21 protein-coding genes are annotated in these 23,523 nt (G+C 57.8%); 11 read left to right on the plus strand and 10 right to left on the minus strand.

Annotation, left to right across the window (positions count from 1 at the left end; all coding sequences use genetic code 11):
• Positions 1 to 20 precede the first annotated feature (20 nt).
• From cyoE to ACJ8J4_RS10080, 7 genes are all read right to left on the minus strand, one after another.
• Positions 21 to 911, minus strand: coding sequence for a heme o synthase (cyoE, locus tag ACJ8J4_RS10050; protein ID WP_025301761.1), 891 nt, complete (start codon positions 909 to 911; stop codon positions 21 to 23).
• Between the two features lie 17 nt (positions 912 to 928).
• The gene (locus tag ACJ8J4_RS10055; RefSeq protein WP_016928864.1) at positions 929 to 1,267 is read right to left on the minus strand and encodes a cytochrome o ubiquinol oxidase subunit IV; all 339 of its coding nucleotides are present in this window, start codon (positions 1,265 to 1,267) and stop codon (positions 929 to 931) included.
• The gene (locus ACJ8J4_RS10060; protein WP_442516070.1) at positions 1,267 to 1,881 is read right to left on the minus strand and encodes a cytochrome o ubiquinol oxidase subunit III; all 615 of its coding nucleotides are present in this window, start codon (positions 1,879 to 1,881) and stop codon (positions 1,267 to 1,269) included. Before ACJ8J4_RS10060 ends, ACJ8J4_RS10055 begins: the two co-directional genes overlap by 1 nt.
• Positions 1,871 to 3,862: a cytochrome o ubiquinol oxidase subunit I gene (gene cyoB / locus ACJ8J4_RS10065; protein ID WP_025301762.1), complete on the minus strand. Its 1,992-nt coding sequence runs from the start codon at positions 3,860 to 3,862 to the stop codon at positions 1,871 to 1,873. The genes ACJ8J4_RS10060 and cyoB overlap by 11 nt, the downstream gene beginning before the upstream one ends.
• Positions 3,863 to 3,865: 3 nt before the next feature.
• On the minus strand, positions 3,866 to 4,816 hold the full coding sequence (cyoA, locus tag ACJ8J4_RS10070) for a cytochrome o ubiquinol oxidase subunit II (RefSeq protein WP_025301763.1): 951 nt from the start codon (positions 4,814 to 4,816) through the stop codon (positions 3,866 to 3,868).
• Between the two features lie 440 nt (positions 4,817 to 5,256).
• Positions 5,257 to 6,735 carry a muropeptide MFS transporter AmpG gene (ampG, locus tag ACJ8J4_RS10075; RefSeq protein ID WP_025301764.1) on the minus strand — a complete coding sequence of 493 codons (1,479 nt, stop codon included), beginning with the start codon at positions 6,733 to 6,735 and terminating at the stop codon, positions 5,257 to 5,259.
• 51 nt (positions 6,736 to 6,786) lie between these two features.
• Positions 6,787 to 7,365 carry a lipoprotein gene (locus ACJ8J4_RS10080; RefSeq protein WP_033634001.1) on the minus strand — a complete coding sequence of 193 codons (579 nt, stop codon included), beginning with the start codon at positions 7,363 to 7,365 and terminating at the stop codon, positions 6,787 to 6,789.
• Positions 7,366 to 7,679: 314 nt separating this feature from the next.
• Between ACJ8J4_RS10080 and bolA the strand changes: the two genes are divergently transcribed.
• From bolA to ACJ8J4_RS10125, 9 genes are all read left to right on the plus strand, one after another.
• The gene (gene bolA / locus ACJ8J4_RS10085; protein WP_004940361.1) at positions 7,680 to 7,994 is read left to right on the plus strand and encodes a transcriptional regulator BolA; all 315 of its coding nucleotides are present in this window, start codon (positions 7,680 to 7,682) and stop codon (positions 7,992 to 7,994) included.
• Between the two features lie 366 nt (positions 7,995 to 8,360).
• The gene (tig, locus tag ACJ8J4_RS10090) at positions 8,361 to 9,665 is read left to right on the plus strand and encodes a trigger factor (RefSeq protein ID WP_004940358.1); all 1,305 of its coding nucleotides are present in this window, start codon (positions 8,361 to 8,363) and stop codon (positions 9,663 to 9,665) included.
• A 438-nt stretch (positions 9,666 to 10,103) separates the two neighbouring features.
• Entirely contained in the window at positions 10,104 to 10,727 is a 624-nt protein-coding gene (gene clpP, locus ACJ8J4_RS10095; RefSeq protein WP_004940356.1) for an ATP-dependent Clp endopeptidase proteolytic subunit ClpP, read from the plus strand.
• A gap of 143 nt (positions 10,728 to 10,870) precedes the next feature.
• Positions 10,871 to 12,142 carry an ATP-dependent protease ATP-binding subunit ClpX gene (gene clpX / locus ACJ8J4_RS10100; RefSeq protein ID WP_004940354.1) on the plus strand — a complete coding sequence of 424 codons (1,272 nt, stop codon included), beginning with the start codon at positions 10,871 to 10,873 and terminating at the stop codon, positions 12,140 to 12,142.
• Between the two features lie 194 nt (positions 12,143 to 12,336).
• Positions 12,337 to 14,691: an endopeptidase La gene (lon, locus tag ACJ8J4_RS10105; RefSeq protein WP_025301766.1), complete on the plus strand. Its 2,355-nt coding sequence runs from the start codon at positions 12,337 to 12,339 to the stop codon at positions 14,689 to 14,691.
• A gap of 216 nt (positions 14,692 to 14,907) precedes the next feature.
• Positions 14,908 to 15,180, plus strand: coding sequence for a nucleoid-associated protein HU-beta (hupB, locus tag ACJ8J4_RS10110; RefSeq protein ID WP_004940351.1), 273 nt, complete (start codon positions 14,908 to 14,910; stop codon positions 15,178 to 15,180).
• 178 nt (positions 15,181 to 15,358) lie between these two features.
• Positions 15,359 to 17,242 carry a peptidylprolyl isomerase gene (ppiD, locus tag ACJ8J4_RS10115; RefSeq protein WP_049209308.1) on the plus strand — a complete coding sequence of 628 codons (1,884 nt, stop codon included), beginning with the start codon at positions 15,359 to 15,361 and terminating at the stop codon, positions 17,240 to 17,242.
• Between the two features lie 138 nt (positions 17,243 to 17,380).
• Positions 17,381 to 17,761 (plus strand): ComEA family DNA-binding protein, encoded by a 381-nt coding sequence (locus ACJ8J4_RS10120; protein ID WP_089180601.1) that lies wholly within the window; start codon positions 17,381 to 17,383, stop codon positions 17,759 to 17,761.
• A gap of 154 nt (positions 17,762 to 17,915) precedes the next feature.
• Positions 17,916 to 18,329, plus strand: coding sequence for an acyl-CoA thioesterase (locus ACJ8J4_RS10125; RefSeq protein ID WP_049206198.1), 414 nt, complete (start codon positions 17,916 to 17,918; stop codon positions 18,327 to 18,329).
• Positions 18,330 to 18,364: 35 nt separating this feature from the next.
• Here the strand turns inward: ACJ8J4_RS10125 and queC are convergent, their stop codons facing one another.
• The gene (queC, locus tag ACJ8J4_RS10130) at positions 18,365 to 19,063 is read right to left on the minus strand and encodes a 7-cyano-7-deazaguanine synthase QueC (RefSeq protein WP_049296013.1); all 699 of its coding nucleotides are present in this window, start codon (positions 19,061 to 19,063) and stop codon (positions 18,365 to 18,367) included.
• 115 nt (positions 19,064 to 19,178) lie between these two features.
• A complete protein-coding gene (locus ACJ8J4_RS10135; protein WP_043135653.1) occupies positions 19,179 to 20,894 on the minus strand; it encodes an SgrR family transcriptional regulator in 1,716 nt (571 codons plus the stop codon).
• Positions 20,895 to 20,997: 103 nt separating this feature from the next.
• On the opposite strand from ACJ8J4_RS10135, the gene cof reads away from it, so the two are divergent.
• Positions 20,998 to 21,822 carry an HMP-PP phosphatase gene (gene cof / locus ACJ8J4_RS10140; RefSeq protein WP_197836498.1) on the plus strand — a complete coding sequence of 275 codons (825 nt, stop codon included), beginning with the start codon at positions 20,998 to 21,000 and terminating at the stop codon, positions 21,820 to 21,822.
• Positions 21,823 to 21,882: 60 nt separating this feature from the next.
• On the opposite strand, the gene ACJ8J4_RS10145 is transcribed toward cof, so the two are convergent.
• Complete coding sequence (locus tag ACJ8J4_RS10145) at positions 21,883 to 22,923, minus strand: PLP-dependent cysteine synthase family protein (protein WP_025301773.1); 1,041 nt, start codon at positions 22,921 to 22,923, stop codon at positions 21,883 to 21,885.
• A gap of 122 nt (positions 22,924 to 23,045) precedes the next feature.
• On the opposite strand from ACJ8J4_RS10145, the gene ACJ8J4_RS10150 reads away from it, so the two are divergent.
• Complete coding sequence (locus tag ACJ8J4_RS10150; protein WP_004940330.1) at positions 23,046 to 23,507, plus strand: Lrp/AsnC family transcriptional regulator; 462 nt, start codon at positions 23,046 to 23,048, stop codon at positions 23,505 to 23,507.
• Positions 23,508 to 23,523 lie beyond the last annotated feature (16 nt).

Genomic DNA, 23,523 nt, shown 5'->3' on the forward strand with positions numbered 1-23,523 from the left:
CCATTCACAGATGATTTGGCTTACCAAACGTAGGTCACCAGCGCTTCAGGCGCCGCCGTGGCGCTGAAGTCGATCGACATCATCACGCTCAGCGAGGTGATGGCGACGATGGAGAACACGAACAGTTTACGCGCCCAGACGCTGTCGTTTTCGGTCTTGTAACCGCGCAGCGCCATGCCCAGCCACCATACGCTCACCGCCGCAGCAACGATCAGGTACTTGTAGCCGGCATAACCAACCAGGGTCAGCATCAGCGTGGCGATCATAAATGCCAGGATGTAGACCGTGATGTGGTTCTTGGCGACGGAAATGCCTTTCACCACCGGCAGCACCGGAATGTTGGCCGCCTGGTAATCTTTAAAGCGGAAGATAGCGATCGCATAAGAATGCGGCATCTGCCACAGGCTAAAGATAGCCAGCAGGATCAACGCGCCGGCGTCGAACTCGTTGGTCACCGCGCAGTAGCCGATAACCGGCGGCGCGGCGCCCGACAGGCTGCCGATCAGCGTGCCGTAGACCGAGTGGCGTTTCATGTACAGGCTGTAAACGCCGACATAAACCACGAAGCCCATCACCGCCAGCCACATGGCCAGCGGGTTGGCTGCGATATACAGCAACGCAAAGCCCACAATACCCAAAGCGGTCGCATAAACCAGGGTGACACTCGGCGCGATCAGGCCTTTTACCAGCACCCGATTCTTCGTTCTCTCCATTTTCTTGTCGATGTCGCGGTCGATGTAGTTGTTAAACACACAGCCCGACGCGACCACCAACGAGACACCCACCAGGGTGGCGAGAAACAGGGGATAGTCGATGCTCCCTTTGGAAGCGAGCAGGAATCCCCCGACGACAGAAATTAAATTGCCGAAAATAATTCCTGGTTTAGTGACTTGCAGGTATTGCTTAATCATCACGTGCAGCTCAGCTCTTAATCGACCATCATATTGATGTTGAGGTTGTACATAATCCAGAGTGAACCTACAACAACGATACCGATGATCATAGCGGTGAACAGCAATGCCACCAGGTTCCAGCGCTCTTCCGATGAGGTGTTCATGTGCAGGAAGTAAACCAGGTGAACAATCACCTGGATAACCGCCATACCGACAACAACCGCCAGGATGGTGGAATGAGAGGCGGAGCCGTTCATTACCATCGCAAATGGAATTACCGTCAGGATGATCGACAGGATAAAGCCGATCAGGTATGACTTCACGCTGCCGTGGCTTGCGCCGCCGTGAGAGGTTTCATGGGATGAATGGCTCATTACATAACCCCCAGCAGGTAGACAACGGTAAATACGCAGATCCAGACCACGTCCAGGAAGTGCCAGAACAGGCTCAGGCACATCAGGCGGGTTTTGTTGGTCGCGGTCAGGCCGAACTTGCTCACCTGAATCATCAGCACGATGATCCAAATCAGGCCAGAAGTCACGTGCAGACCGTGGGTGCCGACCAGCGCGAAGAAGCTGGACAGGAACGCGCTGCGATCCGGACCGAAGCCTTCGGCGATCAGGTGATGGAATTCATAGATTTCCATCGCCACGAAGCCCAGACCAAACAGGAAGGTCAGGAACAACCAGGTGTTTACACCGCCAACTTTACCTTTGTTCATGGCGATCATCGCCATGCCGTAGGTGATGGAGCTGAACAACAGCAGGAAAGTTTCGACCAGGACAAACTTCAGGTCGAAGATGTCTTTGCCTGAGGAACCGCCAGCGGTCCCGTTCACCAGGACTGCATAAGTCGCGAACAAGCTCGCAAACAAAATACAGTCGCTCATCAGGTAGATCCAGAATCCGAAGACTTTGGTCTCTCCTGCGTCGTGGTGCCCATGCTCTGCATGGGCTGCGTTATGATTGGTCAGAGTTTCAGTTGACATGGTTCACGCCTGCTTTACGGATTTGTTCGTAGTGTTGGTTCTCAATGCGCTCGATTTCATCAACCTGCACATAGTAGTCAACATCGTGATCGAAGCTCTTGCCGATCCAGACAACGATCATACCGATGAAGCCGGCCAGAGCCATCCACCAGATTTCCCAAATCATTGCGAAACCGAATACCAGGCTGAAGAAGGCGATGATAACGCCGGCGCCGGTGTTCTTAGGCATATGAATCGGTTCGTATTTAGCCGGTTTCTTATACGCTTCGCCTTTTTCTTTCATGTCCCAGAACTCATCACGGTCATGGATCTGTGGCACTACGGCAAAGTTATAGAACGGCGGTGGAGACGAGGTTGACCACTCCAGAGTACGAGCACCCCATGGGTCACCGGTCAGATCGCGGTTCTGTTCGCGGTCACGGATACTGACGAAGATCTGGGTCAGCTGGCACAGGATGCCGCAGGCGATCAGCGCCGCACCGCCGGCTGCAACCAGCAGCAGAGGGTGGAACTCAGGGTTGATGTTCTGGCTGATACGACGGGTCATGCCCATAAAGCCCAATGCGTACAGCGGCATGAAGGCGGTGAAGAAGCCGATGATCCAGAACCAGAACGCGCGGATGCCCCATTTTTCGTTCAGCGTGAAGCCGAAGGATTTCGGGAACCAGTAGGTCAGGCCCGCGAAGCAACCGAACACCACGCCGCCGATGATGACGTTGTGGAAGTGAGCGATCAGGAACAAGCTGTTGTGCAGCACGAAGTTCGCGCCCGGTACCGCCAGCAGAACGCCGGTCATACCACCCACGGAGAAGGTGATGATGAAGCCAACGGTCCACAGCATCGCGGAGTTGAGCTTGATACGGCCCTGATACATGGTGAACAGCCAGTTGAAGATTTTCACCCCGGTCGGGATGGAAATGATCATGGTGGCGATACCGAAGAAGGCGTTAACGTTCGCGCCGGACCCCATGGTGAAGAAGTGGTGCAGCCAGACGATGAACGACAGAACGGTAATCGCGATGGTTGCCCATACCAGTGAGGTATAGCCGAACAGGCGTTTTCTGGAGAAGGTTGCGGTGACTTCGGAGAACACGCCGAACACCGGCAGAACCAGGATATACACCTCTGGGTGACCCCAGGCCCAAATCAGGTTGATGTACATCATCATGTTGCCGCCCATATCATTGGTGAAGAAATGGGTGCCCAGATAGCGATCCAGGGTCAGCAGCGCGATGGTGACGGTCAGAATTGGGAAAGAAACGATGATCAGGACGTTAGTACACAGTGCCGCCCAGGTGAACACCGGCATCTTCATCAGAGGCATGCCAGGGGCGCGCATCTTCAGAATGGTGGCGAAGAAGTTCACGCCGGTCAGCAGGGTACCCAGACCGGAAATCTGCAGACTCCAGATCCAGTAATCGACCCCGACGCCAGGGCTGTACTCTTTACCAGACAGCGGCGGATACGCCAGCCAACCGGTCTGAGCGAACTCACCGACCCCCAGGGAGATGTTGATCAGCACAACGCCCACCACGAAGAACCAGAAGCTCAGGGAGTTCAGGAACGGGAAGGCAACGTCGCGCGCACCGATTTGCAGCGGTACCACGACGTTCATCAGGCCGACCACGAAAGGCATCGCCATGAAGAAGATCATGATAACGCCGTGCGCGGTGAAGATCTGGTCGTAGTGGTGCGGCGGCAGGAACCCGGCTTCGCCGGCGGACGCCAACGCCTGCTGGCTACGCATCATGATGGCGTCGGCGAAGCCGCGCAGCAGCATGACCATCGCCACGACGATGTACATGATACCAATTTTTTTATGGTCGACCGAAGTCAGCCATTCGCTCCACAGCCACTTCCATTTGCCGAAATAGGTCAGCAGCGCCAGCACTGCCAGGCCCCCGACAATAATTGCGGCTACGGTGACCATGATGATCGGTTCGTGGTACGGAACCGCATCAAGTGTTAATTTTCCCAACATCAGTTATTCCTCGGCTCCGGCGTGAGCAGCATGTTCACCCATGTCCATACCTTGGCTCATGTCCATGCCTTCGTGCGCGCCAGCGCCCTTGTGCATATCCATGTCGCCCATGAATTTGGCAATTGTTTCTTTGAACAAATTCGGTTTGACAGCGGCAAAGTACTCAACCGGGTTGTTTTCACTCGGCTCTGCCAGTTTGTTAAAGTCGTCGGTGGTGTTCAGGTTTTTAGACGATGCCTTCACCTTGGCCACCCACTGATCGAAGTCGCCTTCGGTCGGGGTAACGATCGCGGTGAATTTCATACCGGAGAAGCCTGCGCCGCTGTAGCTGCTGGAGATGCCCTTGTAGGCACCGGCTTCGTTGCCGATCAGGTGCAGTTTGGTCTGCATGCCGGCCATCGCATAAATCTGTCCACCCAACTGCGGGATAAAGAACGAGTTCATTACCGAGTTAGAGGTGATCTTGAATTCGACTGGAACATCTTTCGGGAAAGCCAGCTCATTAACGGTCGCAATGCCTTGTTCCGGGTAGATGAACAGCCATTTCCAGTCGAGCGACACCACTTCGATCGTCATCGGCTTCTTGTCGGTGACAATCGGCTTGAACGGGTCGAGTTCGTGGGTAGTCTTCCAGGTAATGGTGCCAAGGATGGCGATGATAATGATAGGAATGGTCCAGACGACCGCTTCGATCTTGTTGGAGTGGGCCCAGTTCGGACTGTACTTGGCGTCTTTGTTGGAAGCGCGATACTTCCAGGCAAAGGCGAACGCCATGAAGATAACTGGCACCACCACGATCAACATCAACGCGATTGCAGTGATAATCAGTGTCCGTTGCTCAACACCAATTGCTCCTTTGGGATTCATCAAAACCATATCGCAACCACTGAGCAATACAGTGGCTGCGATTAATGACAGCATCCCAATACTTTTATTGTATTTCTTAAGTCTCATCTAACGACCTCAATAACAAAGGCTCAATTGTCGTTTCATGTGTGCGGGCATTTTACGGGAAGGTTGCAGTACTGTAAACATGCTTAAGGGAGTGTCAGCGGCTTGTTGACACTTTCTGTTAAGGGGGTCACAGATGTAACCCTGCGTGACAATTTACTAATGACAACAACGCGTTGGCACGCTGAATCGTGACGAGCAGCCCGTATGTTAAGGAAAACTAAAGGTATGATGAATTTGGCGAAGAAATGCGCGGCGGGGAAATACGCAGAAAAGGTTTATTTAATGTAAAATAATTGTGTCTTAAAGGTGAATTTAATTTTATTTCCGAGCGCCGCAGTCGGATAAAAAAATAATTTCCGCGCCGATTATCTTTTTTTAGCGAAATAAATATATCCTCGGATCGCTTTTTTTTCGGCCGGCGAAATCGCCGGCCGGTCAGGTTATGCCAAACGGGTGCGGCGCAACGCCAAGTAATCCAGCGTGCTGCCCATTGCGACGCCGAGCAGGCTCAGCGCGGCGCCGACCTGCAGCAGCCGATCGGCCAACAGCGGTGCCTGTGCCCAGTCCAGCGCATTGGCGATCAGCAACAGCAACCACAGACCCAGCAACGAACAGCCTAGCGTCAGCAAGCGCAGAGCCCAACGGTAAGATTCTGAAAACTCGGTGCGCGGCATAAAGTCGCCATGCTGCTGGGTGTGTTCCAGCGTCTGGCGGCAGATGCCGAGCAACAGCAAGCCCGGCAGGGCGGCGGCGATCGAGAACAGATAGAACAGCGGCCAACCATGGGCTTCGACGAACCAGCCGGCGATCGGGCCGACATAGACGCGTCCTACGGCGGACAACGCCGACAGCAGCGCGAACTGAGTGGCGGAGAACGAGCGGTTGCACAGCGTCATCAGCAGTGCCACGAAGGCCGCGGTGCCCATACCGCCACACAGGTTTTCGAGGAAGATGGCGCTGCCCATGGTGAGCAGACTCTTGTCGGTCACCGCCAGGATCCAATACCCGAGGTTGGAGACTGCCTGCAGGACGCCGAACAGCATCAGCGCACGGAACAGGCTGAGACGCTGCATCAGCACACCGCCGAACAGGGCGCCGACGATGGTAGCGAACAGGCCGAGGGTTTTGTTCACCAGCCCGACTTCACCGGCGTCGAACCCCACGCCGCGGATCAGGAACGTGGTGCTCAGGCTGCCGGCGAAGGCGTCGCCCATTTTGTACATCACGATCAGCAGCAGGATCAGCCAGGCGTTGTTGCGGCCGAAGAAATCGCGCAGCGGCGCGACGACCGCCTGTTCCATAGTGCGCGGCGCCGGGATGCTTTCGTCCGGCTCCGGCGCCAGCAGCGTGGCCGCCACGCCGATCAGCATCAACCCGGCCATCAGCCAGTAGGTGGCTTGCCAGCCGAAATAGCGATCCGCCAGCCACAGCGCCAGGCCGCCGGAAACCAGCATCGCCAGCCGATAACCCAGTACCGATATCGCCGCACCCGTGCCGCGCTCTTCGGCTTTCAGCAGGTCGGTTTTATAAGCGTCGAACACGATATCTTGCGAGGCGGAGCAGAACGCCACCAGCACCGCCAACGCCGCCAACCACCACAGGTGCTGCGCGGGCTGCATGAAGCCCATCGCCACGATCGCGACCACCAGCAGCAGCTGGCTGATCAGCAACCAACCGCGTCGTCGCCCGAGGAACGGCGGGGTATAGCGGTCCATGAACGGCGACCAGAGGAATTTGAAGACGTAGGCCTGGCCCACCAGCGAGAAGATGCCGATGGTTTTCAGATCGATATTTTCGACGGTCATCCAGGCTTGCAGCGTGCCGGAGGTCAATGCCAGCGGCAGACCCGACGCAAAGCCCAGCAGCAGCAGAATGGCGGAGTTACGCTGGGTGAAGATGTTCAGATAGTGTTTCGACATGAGTTCCCTGTCTGTGCCGCCCGATCCGCCGGGCGGCGCAAGGTGCGGTGATTAGCGCGCGTTTTGCTTGATGAAATCGTTGACGCTGGTGTCCTGTGCCATGTCGGCGATCACGTCGCCCAGCACGGAGTTGACGGCGTCGGTGATCTTCTCGTTGGTCGCCGTGAAGGCGCCCTGCACGTTATAGGTCGAGCGGTAATTCTTCACCTGCTTGTTGCCGTTCTTCGCCTGGGCGATGATCGAGATGTCGGCTTTGGTGGTGATGTTGTAGCGCAGGTTGCCTTCGGAGACGTCCGCGTACAGGTTATTGACGACGATCTGCAGCGCCACCGGGCCGTCGGCGCCGATCATGTAGCCGCGTGCGCCCATCTGTTTCTCCAGCACTTCCTGCAGCAGGAAACGCAGATCGCGCGATGGCGTCAGCGTGACCAGCTGGCCGTCGCGGTTTACCTTGGCCAGCGCCTGGTCGGTACGCTGATCCGCACCGTTGATGCTGACGGTGATGCCCTGCAGGGTAGGATCCTGCTGCGGCAGAACGATTTTCGGCGTGACGTTCAGGGTGTTGCTGCTGGTTGCGCAGCCGGCCAGCAGCAGGGCGGCCAGCAAAGGAAGACAAAGTTTCTTTAACATGTTTTCTGTCTCATTCTCGATGGATTTAGCAATAATCAGAGTGGGATAGCCGACAACAAATTGCCGACATCATAGCATCGCCGCCGTGCGGTGGAAGCGCGGAAGGCGCCAGAGTGACAAATTTTTACCTGCCGTTGATAAAAACACGCTTTTTTGTCCCGCTCAATCGGATAATCCCCCAAGCGACGGGGATAGCGCTCATCATTTGACCGCAGAAAAGAGAAATTTGTCCCTGCGATGGTCTAAACGGGGGAAAACCGGCTAATATTGAACTAGATGGGCACGGTCCTCTGCCGGTGTTGTAAGGAGATCCTATGATTCGCGAGCAAATAGAAGCAAAGTTAAGGGCGGCGTTTGAGCCCGCGTATCTGGAAGTCGTTGATGAAAGCTATCGTCATAACGTTCCGGCGGGTTCAGAAAGCCATTTCAAAGTGGTATTGGTCAGCGATCGCTTCGTCGGCGAACGTTTTTTGACGCGTCACCGCTCCATCTACGGGGTATTGTCGGAAGAGTTGGCCGATGGCGTACACGCGCTGGCGCTGCACACCTATACGCTCAAGGAGTGGGAAGGGTTGCAGGATACCGTGCCGGCCTCGCCGCCGTGCCGCGGCGCTGGGACGCTGGCCTGAGGGGGAAATTTTCAGGTATCAGTGGAACTTTGCCCTTGAATTAGGGTATTACTACTGACGAATTTTGAAACGGCCTGCGGGCCGTTTCTGTTTTTGACGACGACACGGCCGACGCGCAATGTGGCCAACGTTCGGTCTGTTTTGGCGGCCTTTTGGCGATCGAATCGGCAAAAGTGTGAGTTTTAGCGCGCCTGCGCCGCCTAGCTTTCCTCGACTCGCCACGCATGCGCCGCTATAATGTCGCGTCTTATTTTCCGGAATGGTTTCGGGACGCTTCTGTCATCAGGGAACTCGGTTCTTATCTGTAGCCGTCCTGGTTCTTGGAACGGAGTTGACCGAGCACTGTGATTTTTTTGAGGTAACAAGATGCAAGTTTCAGTAGAAACCACTCAAGGCCTTGGGCGCCGTCTCTCTATTACTGTACCGGCTGATACTATCAAGCAGGCGGTGAAGAAAGAGCTGATCAACGCAGCGAAAAGCGTGCGTATCGACGGCTTCCGCAAAGGCAAAGTGCCGATGAACATCGTGGAACAGCGTTACGGCGCTTCTGTTCGTCAGGACGTGCTGGGCGAAGCGATGCAGCGCAGCTTCGTTGATGCGATCATCAAAGAAAAGATTAATCCGGCCGGCGCACCAAACTACGTGCCGGGCGAGTACAAAGAAGGTGAAGACTTCACTTTCGCCGTTGAATTCGAAGTGTATCCAGAAGTTGAGCTGAAAGGCCTGGAAAACATCGAAGTTGAAAAACCTGTGGTCGAAGTGAACGACGAAGACGTCGACGCGATGCTGGACACCCTGCGCAAGCAGCAGGCGACCTGGAAAGAAACCGATCGCGCAGCGGAAGCTGAAGATCGCGTGACCGTTGACTTCACCGGTTCTATCGACGGTGAAGAGTTCGAAGGCGGCAAAGCGTCTGACTTCGTGCTGGCAATGGGCCAGGGCCGCATGATCCCAGGCTTCGAAGAAGGTCTGGTCGGTCACAAAGCGGGTGAAGAGTTCTCCATCGACGTGAACTTCCCGGAAGATTACCACGCGGAAAACCTGAAGGGCAAAGCGGCCAAATTCGCTATCGTGCTGAAGAAAGTTGAAGAGCGCGAACTGCCGGAACTGACCGAAGAGTTCATCAAACGTTTCGGCGTGGCGGACGGTTCCGTTGCCGGCCTGCGCACCGAAGTTCGCAAGAACATGGAGCGCGAGCTGAAAGGCGCCGTGCGTAACCGTATCAAGTCTCAGGCGATCGATGGCCTGGTGAGCGCGAACGAAATTGACGTGCCTGCTGCCCTGATCGACGGCGAAATCGACGTACTGCGTCGTCAGGCTGCACAGCGTTTCGGCGGCAACGAGAAGCAAGCGCTGGAACTGCCACGCGAGCTGTTCGAAGAGCAAGCGAAACGCCGCGTAGTGGTTGGCCTGCTGCTGGGCGAAGTGATCAGCACCAACGATCTGAAAGCTGACGAAGACCGCGTGAAGACGCTGATCGAAGAAATGGCTTCTGCCTACGAAGATCCAAGCGAAGTCATCGAGTTCTACAGCAAAAACAAAGAGCTGATGAACAACATGCGCAACGTGGCTCTGGAAGAGCAAGCGGTTGAAGCCCTGCTGGCAAAAGCGAAAGTGACAGAAAAAGCCACTACCTTCAGCGAGCTGATGAACCAGACTCAACAGGCGTAATGCCGGCGTGCCGGGCGCAATGAACGGCGCCCCCGGTTTCGCCTGGCGAACCGGCGCACGATGAAAAAGCCCGCAACCTCAGGTTGCGGGCTTTTCTTTTTGCCACGTTGCTGATTAATCTCAGGTTAAACGGGGCAATATGCACTATATTTACCCTGTTGCCTGGGGAACTGGCTGGCATGATAACGGTCAGATTAACGGCATCGTTTTCGGCGCGCGGAGAAAATCGGCCTCTGGGCTTGAAATCGCGCCGGGCTCCCCCAATCTGTAAAGAATAATTCTGGGGCTGTTTGCCAAAGTGCGCGGGATGAAATAACCGTCGGGTACGTGTGGCGCGGGTCGAATGCTTGAGCATAGTCATCATGGCCGTTCTCAAGTAGAATCGGCGTATTAGGGTGACACCCTGGCCGCCAAGGCAATTTCTATTAGGAGACGGTAATGTCATACAGTGGCGAACGAGATCAATTTGCACCGAACATGGCGCTGGTGCCGATGGTGGTAGAGCAGACTTCACGCGGGGAGCGTTCTTACGACATCTATTCCCGCCTGCTGAAAGAGCGCATCATTTTCCTGACCGGCCAGGTGGAAGATCACATGGCCAACCTGATCGTGGCGCAAATGCTGTTCCTCGAAGCGGAAAGCCCGGAAAAAGACATTTACCTCTACATCAACTCGCCGGGTGGGGTAATTACCGCGGGCATGTCGATTTACGACACCATGAAGTTCATCAAGCCGGACGTCAGCACCATCTGTATGGGCCAGGCGTGCTCGATGGGCTCCTTCCTGCTGACCGCCGGCGCCAAAGGCAAGCGTTTCTGCCTGCCGAACTCGCGCGTGATGATTCACCAGCCGCTGGGCGGCTACCAGGGCCAGGCGACGGACATCGAAATCCACGCGCGTGAAATCCTCAAGGTGAAAGCGCGCATGAACGAACTGATGGCCGAGCATACTGGCCAGCCGCTGGAGCAGATCGAACGCGACACCGAGCGCGATCGCTTTATGACCGCGGAAGAAGCCGTGGAATACGGCCTGGTTGACGGCATTCTGACACACCGCAGCTAGAACCACGCGGCGCCGATGGACTATAGTAATCAGAGTGGGCAGGGGCTCGCTCTGTTGTAGCCCCTCGGCGTTCCCGATATGAGTTTGGGCGCACTGCCGCCGTGATTTTCCTGCGGGACAAGACTAAAGAAGAGGTTTGACTGATGACAGATAAGCGCAAAGACGGTTCAGGAAAGCTGCTGTACTGCTCTTTTTGCGGCAAAAGCCAGCATGAAGTGCGTAAGCTGATTGCCGGGCCGTCAGTGTATATCTGCGATGAATGTGTCGATCTGTGTAACGACATTATTCGCGAAGAGATTAAAGAAGTTGCCCCGCATCGTGAGCGCAGTGCGCTGCCGACGCCGCACGAGATCCGCCACCACCTGGATGACTACGTCATCGGCCAGGAGCAGGCGAAGAAAGTGCTGGCGGTTGCGGTGTACAACCACTACAAACGCCTGCGCAACGGCGATACCAGCAACGGTATCGAGTTGGGCAAGAGCAACATCTTGCTGATCGGCCCGACCGGCAGCGGTAAAACCCTGCTGGCGGAAACGCTGGCGCGTTTCCTGGACGTGCCGTTCACCATGGCCGACGCCACCACGCTGACCGAAGCTGGTTACGTGGGCGAGGACGTGGAAAATATTATCCAGAAGCTGTTGCAAAAATGTGACTATGACGTGCAAAAAGCGCAGCGCGGCATCGTTTATATCGATGAAATCGATAAGATTTCCCGCAAGTCCGACAACCCGTCGATCACGCGTGACGTCTCGGGTGAAGGCGTGCAGCAGGCGCTGCTGAAGCTGATTGAAGGCACCATCGCCGCGGTTCCGCCGCAGGGTGGGCGCAAGCATCCGCAACAGGAGTTCCTGCAGGTCGACACCTCCAAGATCCTGTTTATCTGCGGCGGCGCATTCGCCGGCCTGGATAAGGTGATCGGTCAGCGCGTCAACACCGGCTCCGGCATCGGCTTCGGCGCGACCGTCAAGGGCGAGTCCGAGAAGGCGACCGAAGGCGAACTGCTGCTGCAGGCCGAACCGGAAGACCTGATCAAATTCGGGCTGATCCCTGAGTTCATCGGCCGTTTGCCAGTCGTGGCGACCCTGAGCGAACTGAGCGAAGACGCGCTGATTCAGATCCTGAAAGAGCCGAAGAACGCCCTGACCAAGCAGTACCAGGCGCTGTTCAACCTGGAAGGCGTGGAGCTGGAGTTCCGTGACGAAGCGCTGAACGCCATCGCCAAGAAAGCCATGGCGCGCAAAACCGGCGCCCGCGGCCTGCGTTCCATCGTGGAAGGTGCGCTGCTCGACACCATGTACGATCTGCCGTCGATGGACAGCGTAGACAAAGTGGTGATCGACGAGTCGGTGATCGCCGGCCAATCCAAGCCGCTGCTGATTTACGGCAAGCCGGAAGCCCAGGCATCTGGCGAATAATTAGCCAGTCAAACCAGAGCGTTATCAGCAAAATGGGGGATTTCATCCCCCATTTCTTTTTCCTGCATTCTTGCCGTTGAATGTAAGAGATTCATCCCCATATACTCATTAACCAGATTTTATGAAACGTTAGATGCTTGCGTCTCATGAGATTCCCCCTCAACCTGGCGGAAATTAAACTAAGAGAGAGCTCTATGAACCCTGAGCGTTCCGAACGCATTGAAATCCCCGTCCTGCCATTGCGCGACGTGGTGGTTTATCCGCACATGGTGATCCCGTTATTTGTTGGCCGGGAAAAATCGATTCGGTGCCTCGAAGCCGCAATGGATCACGATAAGAAGATCATGCTGGTGGCACAGAAAGAGGCCTCAACGGATGAACCTGGCATTAACGACTTGTTCTCGGTTGGCACCGTAGCGTCGATCCTGCAGATGCTGAAGCTGCCGGACGGCACGGTAAAAGTGCTGGTCGAGGGGCTGCAGCGCGCGCGCATCACTACGCTGTCCGACAGCGGTGAGCATTTCGCCGCGCAGGCGGAATACCTGGAGTCGCCATCGATCGACGAGCGCGAGCAGGAAGTGCTGGTGCGCACCGCGATCAATCAGTTTGAAGGCTATATCAAGCTGAACAAAAAAATCCCGCCGGAGGTGCTGACCTCACTGAACAGCATCGACGACGCCGCGCGCCTGGCGGACACCATCGCCGCCCACATGCCGCTGAAACTCAGCGACAAGCAGTCGGTGCTCGAGATGTCCGACATCACCGAGCGTCTGGAATACCTGATGGCGATGATGGAATCGGAGATCGACCTGCTGCAGGTTGAGAAACGTATCCGCAACCGCGTCAAGAAGCAGATGGAGAAGAGCCAGCGCGAGTACTATCTGAATGAGCAGATGAAGGCGATTCAGAAAGAACTGGGCGAAATGGACGACGCGCCGGACGAGCACGAAGCGCTGAAGCGCAAGATCGATGCGGCGAAAATGCCGAAAGAGGCGCGCGAGAAAACCGAAGCGGAACTGCAAAAGCTGAAGATGATGTCGCCGATGTCGGCGGAAGCGACCGTGGTGCGCGGCTACATCGACTGGATGCTGCAGGTGCCGTGGAATGCGCGCAGCAAGGTGAAAAAAGACCTGAACAAGGCGCAGGAAGTGCTCGATACCGATCACTACGGCCTTGAGCGCGTCAAGGATCGCATCCTCGAGTACCTCGCGGTTCAGAGCCGCGTCAGCAAAATCAAGGGGCCGATCCTGTGTCTGGTGGGGCCACCGGGCGTGGGTAAAACCTCACTGGGGCAGTCGATCGCCAAAGCGACCGGTCGCCAGTACGTGCGCATGGCGCTGGGCGGCGTGCGTGACGAAGCGGAAATCCGCGGTCACCGTCGTACCTACATCGGTTCGATGCCAGGCAAACTGATCCAGAAGATGGCTAAGGTTGGGGTGAAGAACCCGCTGTTCCTGCTGGATGAGATCGACAAGATGTCTTCCGACATGCGCGGCGATCCGGCTTCCGCTCTGCTGGAGGTGCTGGATCCGGAACAGAACGTGGCGTTCAACGACCACTACCTGGAAGTCGATTACGATCTGTCCGACGTGATGTTCGTTGCCACCTCGAACTCGATGAACATTCCTGCGCCGCTGCTGGACCGTATGGAAGTGATCCGCCTGTCGGGTTACACCGAGGACGAGAAGCTCAACATCGCCAAGCAGCACTTGCTGCCGAAGCAGCTTGAGCGCAACGCGCTGAAAAAAGGCGAACTGACGGTCGATGACAGCGCCATCATCGGCATCATTCGCTTCTACACCCGCGAAGCCGGGGTGCGTAGCCTGGAGCGTGAAATCTCTAAGCTGTGCCGTAAAGCGGTGAAAACGCTGCTGATGGACAAGAAGCTCAAGCATATCGAGATCAACGGCGACAACCTGAAGGATTACCTGGGCGTGCAGCGCGTCGATTACGGCCGTGCGGATACCGAAAACCGCGTGGGCGAAGTCACCGGGCTGGCGTGGACGGAAGTGGGCGGCGATCTGCTGACCATCGAAACCGCCTGCGTGCCGGGCAAAGGCAAGCTGACCTACACCGGTTCCCTGGGTGAGGTGATGCAGGAATCGATTCAGGCGGCGCTGACCGTGGTGCGTGCGCGCGCGGAGAAATTGGGCATTAACGCCGATTTCTACGAGAAACGCGACATCCACGTGCACGTGCCTGAAGGGGCGACGCCGAAAGACGGCCCGAGCGCCGGTATCGCGATGTGCACCGCGCTCGTCTCCTGCCTGACCGGCAACCCGGTACGCGCCGATGTGGCGATGACCGGCGAGATCACGCTGCGCGGCCAGGTGTTGCCGATCGGCGGCCTGAAAGAGAAGCTGTTGGCGGCGCATCGCGGCGGCATCAAAACCGTGCTGATCCCTTACGAGAACAAGCGCGATTTGGAAGAGATCCCGGACAATGTTATCGCCGATCTGGAGATTCATCCGGTGCAGCGAATCGATGAAGTTTTGAACATTGCGTTGCAAAACCCGGCCTTCGGCGCACTGCCGGTAGCGGCAAAATAGTGACGAATCGCAAAAACCATTGATAAAACTTATACTGGCAAGCCATTTCGGACTTGCCAGTATTTTTTTGTACCGCTAAGTTAGATCTCTGTCGGCCCGCGTTTTGCCACCCAGTCGGTGGCTTGCCAAGGTTCGATGGGATTGATATAACAGCTGCGCTGTCGCAACCGTAGGGATTTTTCGGTGCGACGATAGAATTCTAGAGGGGATGATAGAGTGAATAAGTCACAACTGATCGACAAGATTGCCGCAGGTGCTGATATTTCCAAAGCGGCAGCGGGACGTGCTTTAGACGCAGTAATCGCTTCCGTTACCGACTCTCTGAAAGCAGGGGATGACGTGGCTCTGGTAGGTTTCGGTTCCTTCACCGTGCGTGAACGTTCGGCTCGTACCGGCCGCAACCCGCAGACCGGTAAAGAGATCAAAATCGCGGCAGCCAAAGTACCGGCCTTCCGTGCAGGGAAAGCGCTGAAAGACGCTGTAAACTGATTTAGCGTCTAACCGTTTAGCGTAACAGGGTTTTGTAATAAACAATCACCTGACGCAGCGGTGCTGGTAAGGTAAGATATAAGGCGCATCGGACTGATGCGCTTTTTTTATTTTTGTCGCAGGGAACGCGCCTGCACAAGGGTTGTTAATCCACATCACAGCGGAGTGTTGTCACACTATGATGGACAATTTACGCGCGGCTGCTAATCACGTCGTGCTCAAAATCATCCTGGCCCTGATCATCCTGTCATTCGTTCTGACCGGGGTGGGTAACTACCTGATCGGCGGCTCCGGCGATTATGCTGCGAAAGTAAATGGTCAGACGATCGAACGCGCTCAGCTGGAACAGGCTTTCCAAAGCGAGCGTAGCCGCATGCAGCAGCAACTGGGTGACCAGTTCTCCGCGCTGGCCGGCAACGAAGGCTACATGCAGCAGATGCGCCGTCAGGTGTTGTCCCAGTTGATCGACAACATGCTGCTCGACCAGTACGCCAAGAAACTGGGCCTGACGGTCAGCGACGATCAGATCAAGGACGCCATCCGCAAGGCGCCTTACTTCCAGACCAACGGCCAGTTTGATAACGCCAAATACCTCGACCTGATCGGCCGCATGGGCTACACCGCCGACAATTTCGCGCAGTCGATGCGTCAGCAATTGGTCAATCAGCAGGTGATCCAGGCCTTCGGCGATTCCGGCTTTGTGCTGCCGTCCGAATCGCAAGCCATGGCGGCGTTGGTGCTGCAGGAGCGCGACGTGCGCCTGGCGACCATCGATTTGAAAGCGCTGCAGGCGAAACAGAGCGCCGGCGACGACGAACTGAAGGCGTATTACGATCAGAATAAAAACAGCTTCATCGCTCCGGAGCAGGTGAAGGTGAGCTATATCCCGCTGGACGCCGCGTCCATGCAGGACAAGGTGAAAGTGAGCGAAGAGGACATCAGCGCTTACTATGACCAGCACAAGAGCAGCTATGGCCAGCCGGAGCGTAAAAACTACAGCGTGATCCAGCTGAAAACCGAGGCGGAAGCCAACGCGGCGCTGGACGAGCTGAAGAAGGGTGCCGATTTCGCCACCCTGGCGAAAGAGAAATCCACCGACATCATCTCACGCCGTACCGGCGGTGAGCTGGGTTGGCTGGAGCCGGAAACCACCGCCGACGAGCTGAAACAGGCTAACCTGACCGAGAAAGGGCAGCTGTCCGGCGTGGTGAAATCCTCTGTCGGCTTCCTGATCGTGCGTTTGAACGACATCGAACCTGAGAAACTGAAACCGCTGAGCGAAGTGCATGACGCTATCGCCAAGCAGGTGCAGCAGGAGAAAGCGGTAGACGCGTATTACGCGCTGCAGCAGAAGGTGAGCGAAGCGGCGACCAGCGACAACGAATCACTGGCCTCGGCTGAAGAAGCGGCCGGCGTGAAAGCGGCGCAAAGCGACTGGTTCACCCGCGACAACATTCCCGCCGCGCTGAACTTCAAGCCGGTCGTGCAGGCGATCTTCGACGGCTCGCTGATCGGCGAGAACGGCGCGCCGGGCAGCAACTCTGACGTTATCACCGTAGACGGCGACCGCGCCTTCGTGGTGCGCGTGAGTGGCCACAAGCCGGAAGGCATCGAGCCGTTCGACCAGGTCAAAGACCGCGTGGCAGATCTGGTGAAGCGCAACAAGGCGCTGCAGGCAGCGAAGCTGCAGGGCGAGAAGCTGCTGGTTGAGCTGAAGCAGGGCAAGGGCGACGAGGCGATGAAAGCCGCCGGCCTGAGCTTTGGCGCCGTGCAGAAGATGGCGCGCGCGCCGGAAGACAGCCAGCTGGTGGAGAGCGTGTTCGCGCTGCCGCACCCGCAGGACGGCAAACCGGTGTACGGCATGTCGCAGGATCGCCAGGACAACGTGGTGCTGATCGCACTCGATGCGGTGAAGCCAGGCACGCTGCCGGAAGACGAAATGAAAACCTTCGTCGGCAAGATGGAAGAGGGCGCGACCGGCGTTTCCTTCGATTCGCTGCTGGCGAGCCTGCGTAAAGAAGCCAAAATCAAAATGGGCGCCGCTGAGCAACAGCCGCAGTAATCGCCGCATTTTTCTGCAACGCAGTGCAACAAACAAAGGCCGCTTTCGCGGCCTTTTCCACATCTGATATCCGCCGATTGCTGAATATCCGCCGCCGCGGCAAGGTAGCCGTGCTGTCACACACAAGGAGGATACAGCATGCAACATACAGAGAAAAAAGCGTTATCAGGTTACCGTCATCACGTCAAAGCGGCGCTGACCGCGCTGTTGTTATGCCTCGCGGGGCCAGCCGCCGCGACGGATAAAGCCGATGCGCCGGCGCCGATGCTCTCAACACCGGCGGGCAATGGCGGGCAACAGGTGATGACCAAGGCGGCCGAAGAGACGGCGGTCAGCATCAATCAGGCCACCGCCGAACAGCTCGCAGCGGCTCTGAGCGGTGTCGGTCTGAAGAAGGCGGAAGGCATCGTGCGCTACCGCGAACAGAACGGGCCGTTCACCCAGGTTGAGCAGTTGCAGGAGGTGCCGGGCATCGGGCCGGCGCTGTTCGAGAAGAACCGCACCCGACTGAAAATGTGATCCCGGTCGCGGCTGCGTGGCAAAATGCCGCTGAGGCCGTGACTCCTCTGCTACATTTTACAGGTCTTACCAGTTTGGCGCGTTGACCAAACGGGCGAGGGAGCCTCTGCGGCTCCCTCTTTCTGTAATCACCAGGCAGGAGCGATCGTTCCCTATGCAAACCTTTATCAAAGTTCGCGGTTATCACCTTGATGTTTACCAGCACGTTAACAACGCCCGCTATCTGGAGTTTCTGGAAGAGGCGCGCTGGGAGTGGCTGGAAAACGAGGCCGGGTTCCGCTGGATGACGGAAAACAACATCGCTTTCATCGTGGTGAACATCAATATCAATTACCGCAGCCCGGCAGTATTGGGGGATAAGCTGCGTATCGACAGCCAGATGGTGCAGCTCAACGGCAAGAGCGGGGTGCTGAGCCAAAAGGTGACGCAGGATCCGGCGGGGACGTCGGTGGCCGACGCGCTGCTGACTTTCGTGTGCGTCGATCTGAAAACGCAGCGGGCGCTGCCGATTGAAGGCGAATTGCGCGAGCACCTGGAGGCGCTCACGCTGAAGGAAAACCCGCAGTAAACTCACGGGCGGCAGAGGTTGCCGCCGTCACTGCCTCAGGCCAGAGCGGCCTTCTGTTTCAACGCCGCCATCACTTCCGCCTGGTTGGCCCGGTACTGCATCAGGCCATTGGCGCGCAGGTTGCAGGCAGCGCATTCACCACAGCCGTCACCCTTGATGCCGTTGTAACAGGTCAGCGTATCCTGCCGCACGCGATCCAACTGGTGGTAATAATCCGCCAGCGCCCAGGTCTCGGCCTTGTTCAGCCACATCAGCGGCGTTTCGAAGCGGATATCGCGAGCGATGCCCAGCACCACCGCTTTGTTCAGCGCTTTAACGAACTCGTCGCGGCAATCCGGGTAGCCGGAGAAATCGGTTTCACATACGCCGGTGATCACCGCTTCCGCTTCCACCTGGTAGGCGTAGATCGCCGCCAGCGTCAGGAACAGGATATTGCGGCCCGGCACGAAGGTGCTCGGCAGCGCGTTTTTCTGGTTGGGATCGTAGGCGGGAACCGGAATATTGTCGCGCGTCAGGCTGCTGACGGCCAGCTCATTGAGCAGCGTTACGTCCAGCACCTTGTGCGCTTTGGCGCCGAGGGCCACCGACAGCTCTTGAGCCACTTCAATCTCGGCGCGATGGCGCTGGCCATAATCGAACGTGACGCAGTGAACTTCGTCATACTGTTGCAATGCCTGGATCAAGCAGGTCGTGGAGTCTTGTCCACCGCTGAAAACGACAACCGCGCGCTTCATAAAATCACCTTTTTGGACTTTGGCCATTCCCGATACACATTCGGGCGGCAGGATAAAAATTGCGTTGCGGCGACAATAGTAGCAGAAAGGGCCGCCAGGCGCAGGGCGGTTCGGCTCAGGTCGGTGCGTCGTCCACCGGCGGCGGCAGCCACGCCTGGCAAAAATCGAACCAGCCGTGCGCGGTCAGCGTCACGCCATGCATGCGCGGCGGCGCGCTGATCTGATACTGGTAGTGGAACAGCGGCGTGATGATGGCGGCGGCCATCAGCCGTTGGTAATAGGCCTGCAGCCGCTCGAAGCGCGGTTGCTGCGCCTGCAGCTGCTGGATCTGCTGCAGCGTCTCCTGTTGCTGTTGCCAGCGGCTTTCCGTCAGGATGCCGCGCCACAGCGTATCCTGCCGCAGCCAGCTCTCCAGCGTCGCCTCAGGCGCTTCGCCGATCAGGTTGTCCGCCAACAGCAGGTCGGCCTGGGCGATCTGTTCCTCGCTTTGCCAGCGCTTGCCGGCGTAGTAGCGCACCTCCAGCTCGCAGCCGTGCTGCGCCAACAGCTGTTGCAGCGCGACCGTCACTGTTTCCAGCTCGACCGGCGGCCGATACAGCAGCGTCAGCCGGGCAGGCAGGGGGACATCTTCTTCAATCTGTTGGCTGGGAATGCGCCAGCCGGGCAGCATTTCATGGCTGGGGGTGATCACGCTGTTGGGGATCGGCAGATGGTTCAGCAGGCCTGACTGCTGGATCAGCATCAGCAGCTTTTGCCCCTGGGCTTCGCTCAGCACGCCGTGGCGCAGGTTCAGCGCCAAATAACACCAGCCCAGGCTCATGCTGCGCTGTACCGGCCGGGCCTGCGCCAAATCGTCTTGCTGACCGATGGTGATGCGCACCGGATGCTGGCAGCTGGCGTCGGCGCCGGCGGTGGGCAGATCGGGGGTGATCCAGTATTCGATGGTGTCCAGATACGGATGCTGCAGATGGTAACCGGCGTGCTGTTCTAGCCGCACCAGCTGCGGTTCATTCAACGTCAGTTTGAACGGGCCGGCGCCGATGGCCGGCAGCTCCGGATGGGTCATCAGACAAGGCAGCTCCGCCAGCCGGTGGGCCAGCCAATAGTCCGGCAACTGCAGATCAAACTGAATGCACAGCGGATGCGGCAGGCTGATGTTCGCGACGTTGGCCAAGCTGGGTTGGCTACGCGGGTGGCGCTGCAGTTTTTCCAGCGTTTGCAGCAGCTGGTGGCCGGTCAGCGGTTCACCGTTGTGCCAGCGCAGCTGGCTGCGCAGAAAGAAGCGCCAGCGCAGGCCGCGATCGTCAATCTGCCAGTGGTGCGCCAGATCGGGCTGCGGTTCCGGGTTACCGGTCACCAGGCGCGTCAGCCCGGCGTGCAGGGTCGACACCAGATGTTGTTCGGCGCGGCCGGTCAGCGTGAGCGGGTCGAGCGCTTCCAGCGTGCGGTAATAGGGAATGCGCAGCGTCGGGCTGCCGGCCTGCCATTGCCCGCCGAGGTGCGGGCTGAGCAGATCCTGCAGGTGCTGCGGATCGAGTTGCGCCATCTCCAGCGCCCCCTGATGGTTGCCCTGTTGCAGTAGCTGTTGCAGTAGCTGCGCGCGCAGTTCATCCGGGGTTTTCAGGCAGTGCAGGCGAGCGCGTTTGCCACGGCCGGGCTGCGAATGCCAGCTCAACCAGCCTTGATCCTGCAGCTGTTGCACCAGCGTGCGGGCGTGCCGCTCGCTGCAGTAGAACATCGCCGCCAGTTCGCCGATGGTCACGGCGACCGGCGCGCTGCCGAGTTGATGGTACAGGCGTTGATATTGGCTGAGACGGTGAACCAGGCGCATGAGTAGAAATCCGGAACAGTTTTCTCAAATTGTTCACTATTACTTCCGCAAATGCCATCCCATACTGCAGTGATTGTAATCGCGTTCACATTCAGAGGTCTCTATGTATCGCCTGGCAGCTTTCGATATGGACGGCACGCTGTTGATGCCGGATCACCGGGTTGGCCCGGAAACGCTGGCGGTGCTGAACCAGCTGGTGGAACGGGAGATGGTGGTGACGTTCGCCACCGGACGGCACTACCTCGATGCGCAACCGATCATGGCGCAGCTGGGGCTGCAGGGCTACCTGATCACCGGCAATGGCACGCGGGTGTATGACAACCGCGGCCAACAGCTGCATGCCACCGATCTGCCGGCGGCGGTCGCCGAAGAGGTGCTGCATCATCATTGGCGCACCTGCGCCAGCATGCATGTGTTCCGCGACGAAGGTTGGCTGACCGAATTCCCCGTGCCGGAAGAGATGCTGCGGGCGCATCACCTGAGCGGCTTTCGTTTTCAGTTGGCCGACGTGCGCCGCCTGCCGGCGTTCGGCAACAGCAAGGTGTGTTTTGTCGCGCCGCATGAGGAATTGCTGGCCTTGCAGGTGCAGCTGCGGGCACAGCTGGGTGGTGAGGCCGATCTGTGCTTTTCCGCCTACGACTGCCTGGAGGTGTTGCCGCTCGGTTGCAACAAGGGTACGGCGCTGGACCGGCTGAGCCGCCATCTGGGGCTGACGATGGCCGACTGCATAGCGTTCGGCGACGCAATGAACGACAAAGAGATGCTGGGGGCGGTGGGGCACGGCGTGGTGATGGGCAACGCCCTGCCGCAGCTGAAATCCCTGCTGCCGCAGCTACCGGTTATCGGCCATTGCCAGCAACAGGCGGTGGCCCACTATTTACAACATTGGCTGCGTTCACCTTGCCTCACCTATTCCCCCGAAGAATGAGGTTCTCCTTACAGCCGGCCGGGTATGACTACCCGGCTTTTTTTTACCTAACGCCTGGCGTTACAAATCCGCCAGCTGCGCCAGATACGGCTGCAGATCGCCGATGTTGTTGCTGACCCATTCCGGGTTGTAATAGGTATCCAGGTAACGCTCACCGCTGTCGCACAGCAGGGTGACGATCGATCCTTGCTCGCCGTTTTCCCGCATCTGCTTCGCCAACTGCAGCGCACCCCAAACGTTGGTGCCGGTAGAGGCGCCAACCTTGCGGCCCAGCACGCCTTCCAGCCAGTGAATGGTGGCGACGCTGGCAGCATCCGGCACGCGCAGCATGTTGTCGACCACCGATGGGATGAACGACGGCTCGGCGCGTGGGCGGCCGATGCCTTCGATACGGCTGCCGCAGCTGCCGATCAGGGTGCGATCGCCGTGGTGGAAGCAGTCATAGAACACCGAGTTTTCCGGATCGACCACCGTCAACCGGGTGTCGTGCCCCTGATAGCGGATGTAGCGCCCCAGCGTGGCGGAGGTGCCGCCGGTGCCGGCGCTCATTACGATGTGTTTCGGCACCGGGAAGGGTTCGCGCGCCATCTGGCGGAAGATGCTGTCGGCGATGTTGTTGTTGCCGCGCCAGTCGGTGGCGCGTTCGGCGTAGGTGAACTGATCCATATAGTGGCCGTTCAGCTCTTTCGCCAGCTGTTCGGAGGCGGCGTAGATCTGGGCGGCGTGATCGACGAAGTGACAGCGGCCGCCGTAAAAGGCGATCTGTTCCACCTTGCGGCGCGCGGTGCAGGACGGCATCACCGCGATGAACGGCAGGCCGATCAGGCGAGCGAAGTAGGCTTCGGACACCGCGGTGCTGCCGGAAGAGGCCTCGATGATGGTGGTGTTCTCGGTGATCCAGCCGTTGCACAGGCCGTAAAGGAACAGCGAGCGCGCCAGGCGGTGTTTCAGGCTGCCGGTCGGGTGGGTGCTCTCATCTTTCAGGTACAGGCAGATGCCAGGAAACGCCGGCAGGTTCAGGCGAATCAGGTGCGTATCGGCGGAGCGTTGAAAATCCGCTTCTATTTCACCGATAGCATATTTTACCCAAGAGTTTGTCATGATTTGGCCTCAGAATAGGGGGCTGATTTATGGCGTAGCATAGCCTGTCGGCGGGAAAAAAGGATTGCCATTTTTCCTGTTTAATCGCCTAATGAGAGAAAATTTTTCTCCGGGTGGCCGCTATGTTAGATAAAACAGACCGTAAGCTGCTGTGCATGCTGCAGCAAGATTGCACCCAGTCGCTGCAGGCGCTGGCGGATGCGGTCAATTTGACCTCGACGCCGTGCTGGAAACGCCTGAAGCGTCTGGAAGACGAGGGCTATATCCGCGGTCGGGTGGCCTTGCTGGATAATGAAAAGCTCGGCCTGGGGCTGACGGCGTTCGTGCTGATCAAAACCCAGCAGCACAGCAGCGAGTGGTATCAGGCTTTTGTGCAGCTGACCAGCCAGATGCCCGAGGTGCTGGCGTTTTACCGCATGGCGGGAGAGTACGACTACCTGATGCAGGTCGAAGTGGCGGACATGAAAAGCTACGACGGCTTTTATAAGCGTCTGGTGAACGGCGTACCGGGCCTTATCGACGTCACCTCGAGCTTTGCCATGGAAAAAATCAAATACACCACCGCGCTGCCGGTGCCGGAGTGAAAAGTTCACCGGACGG

The sequence above is a fragment of the Serratia sp. CY47280 genome (assembly GCF_052168655.1).
GTDB lineage: Bacteria > Pseudomonadota > Gammaproteobacteria > Enterobacterales > Enterobacteriaceae > Serratia > Serratia bockelmannii.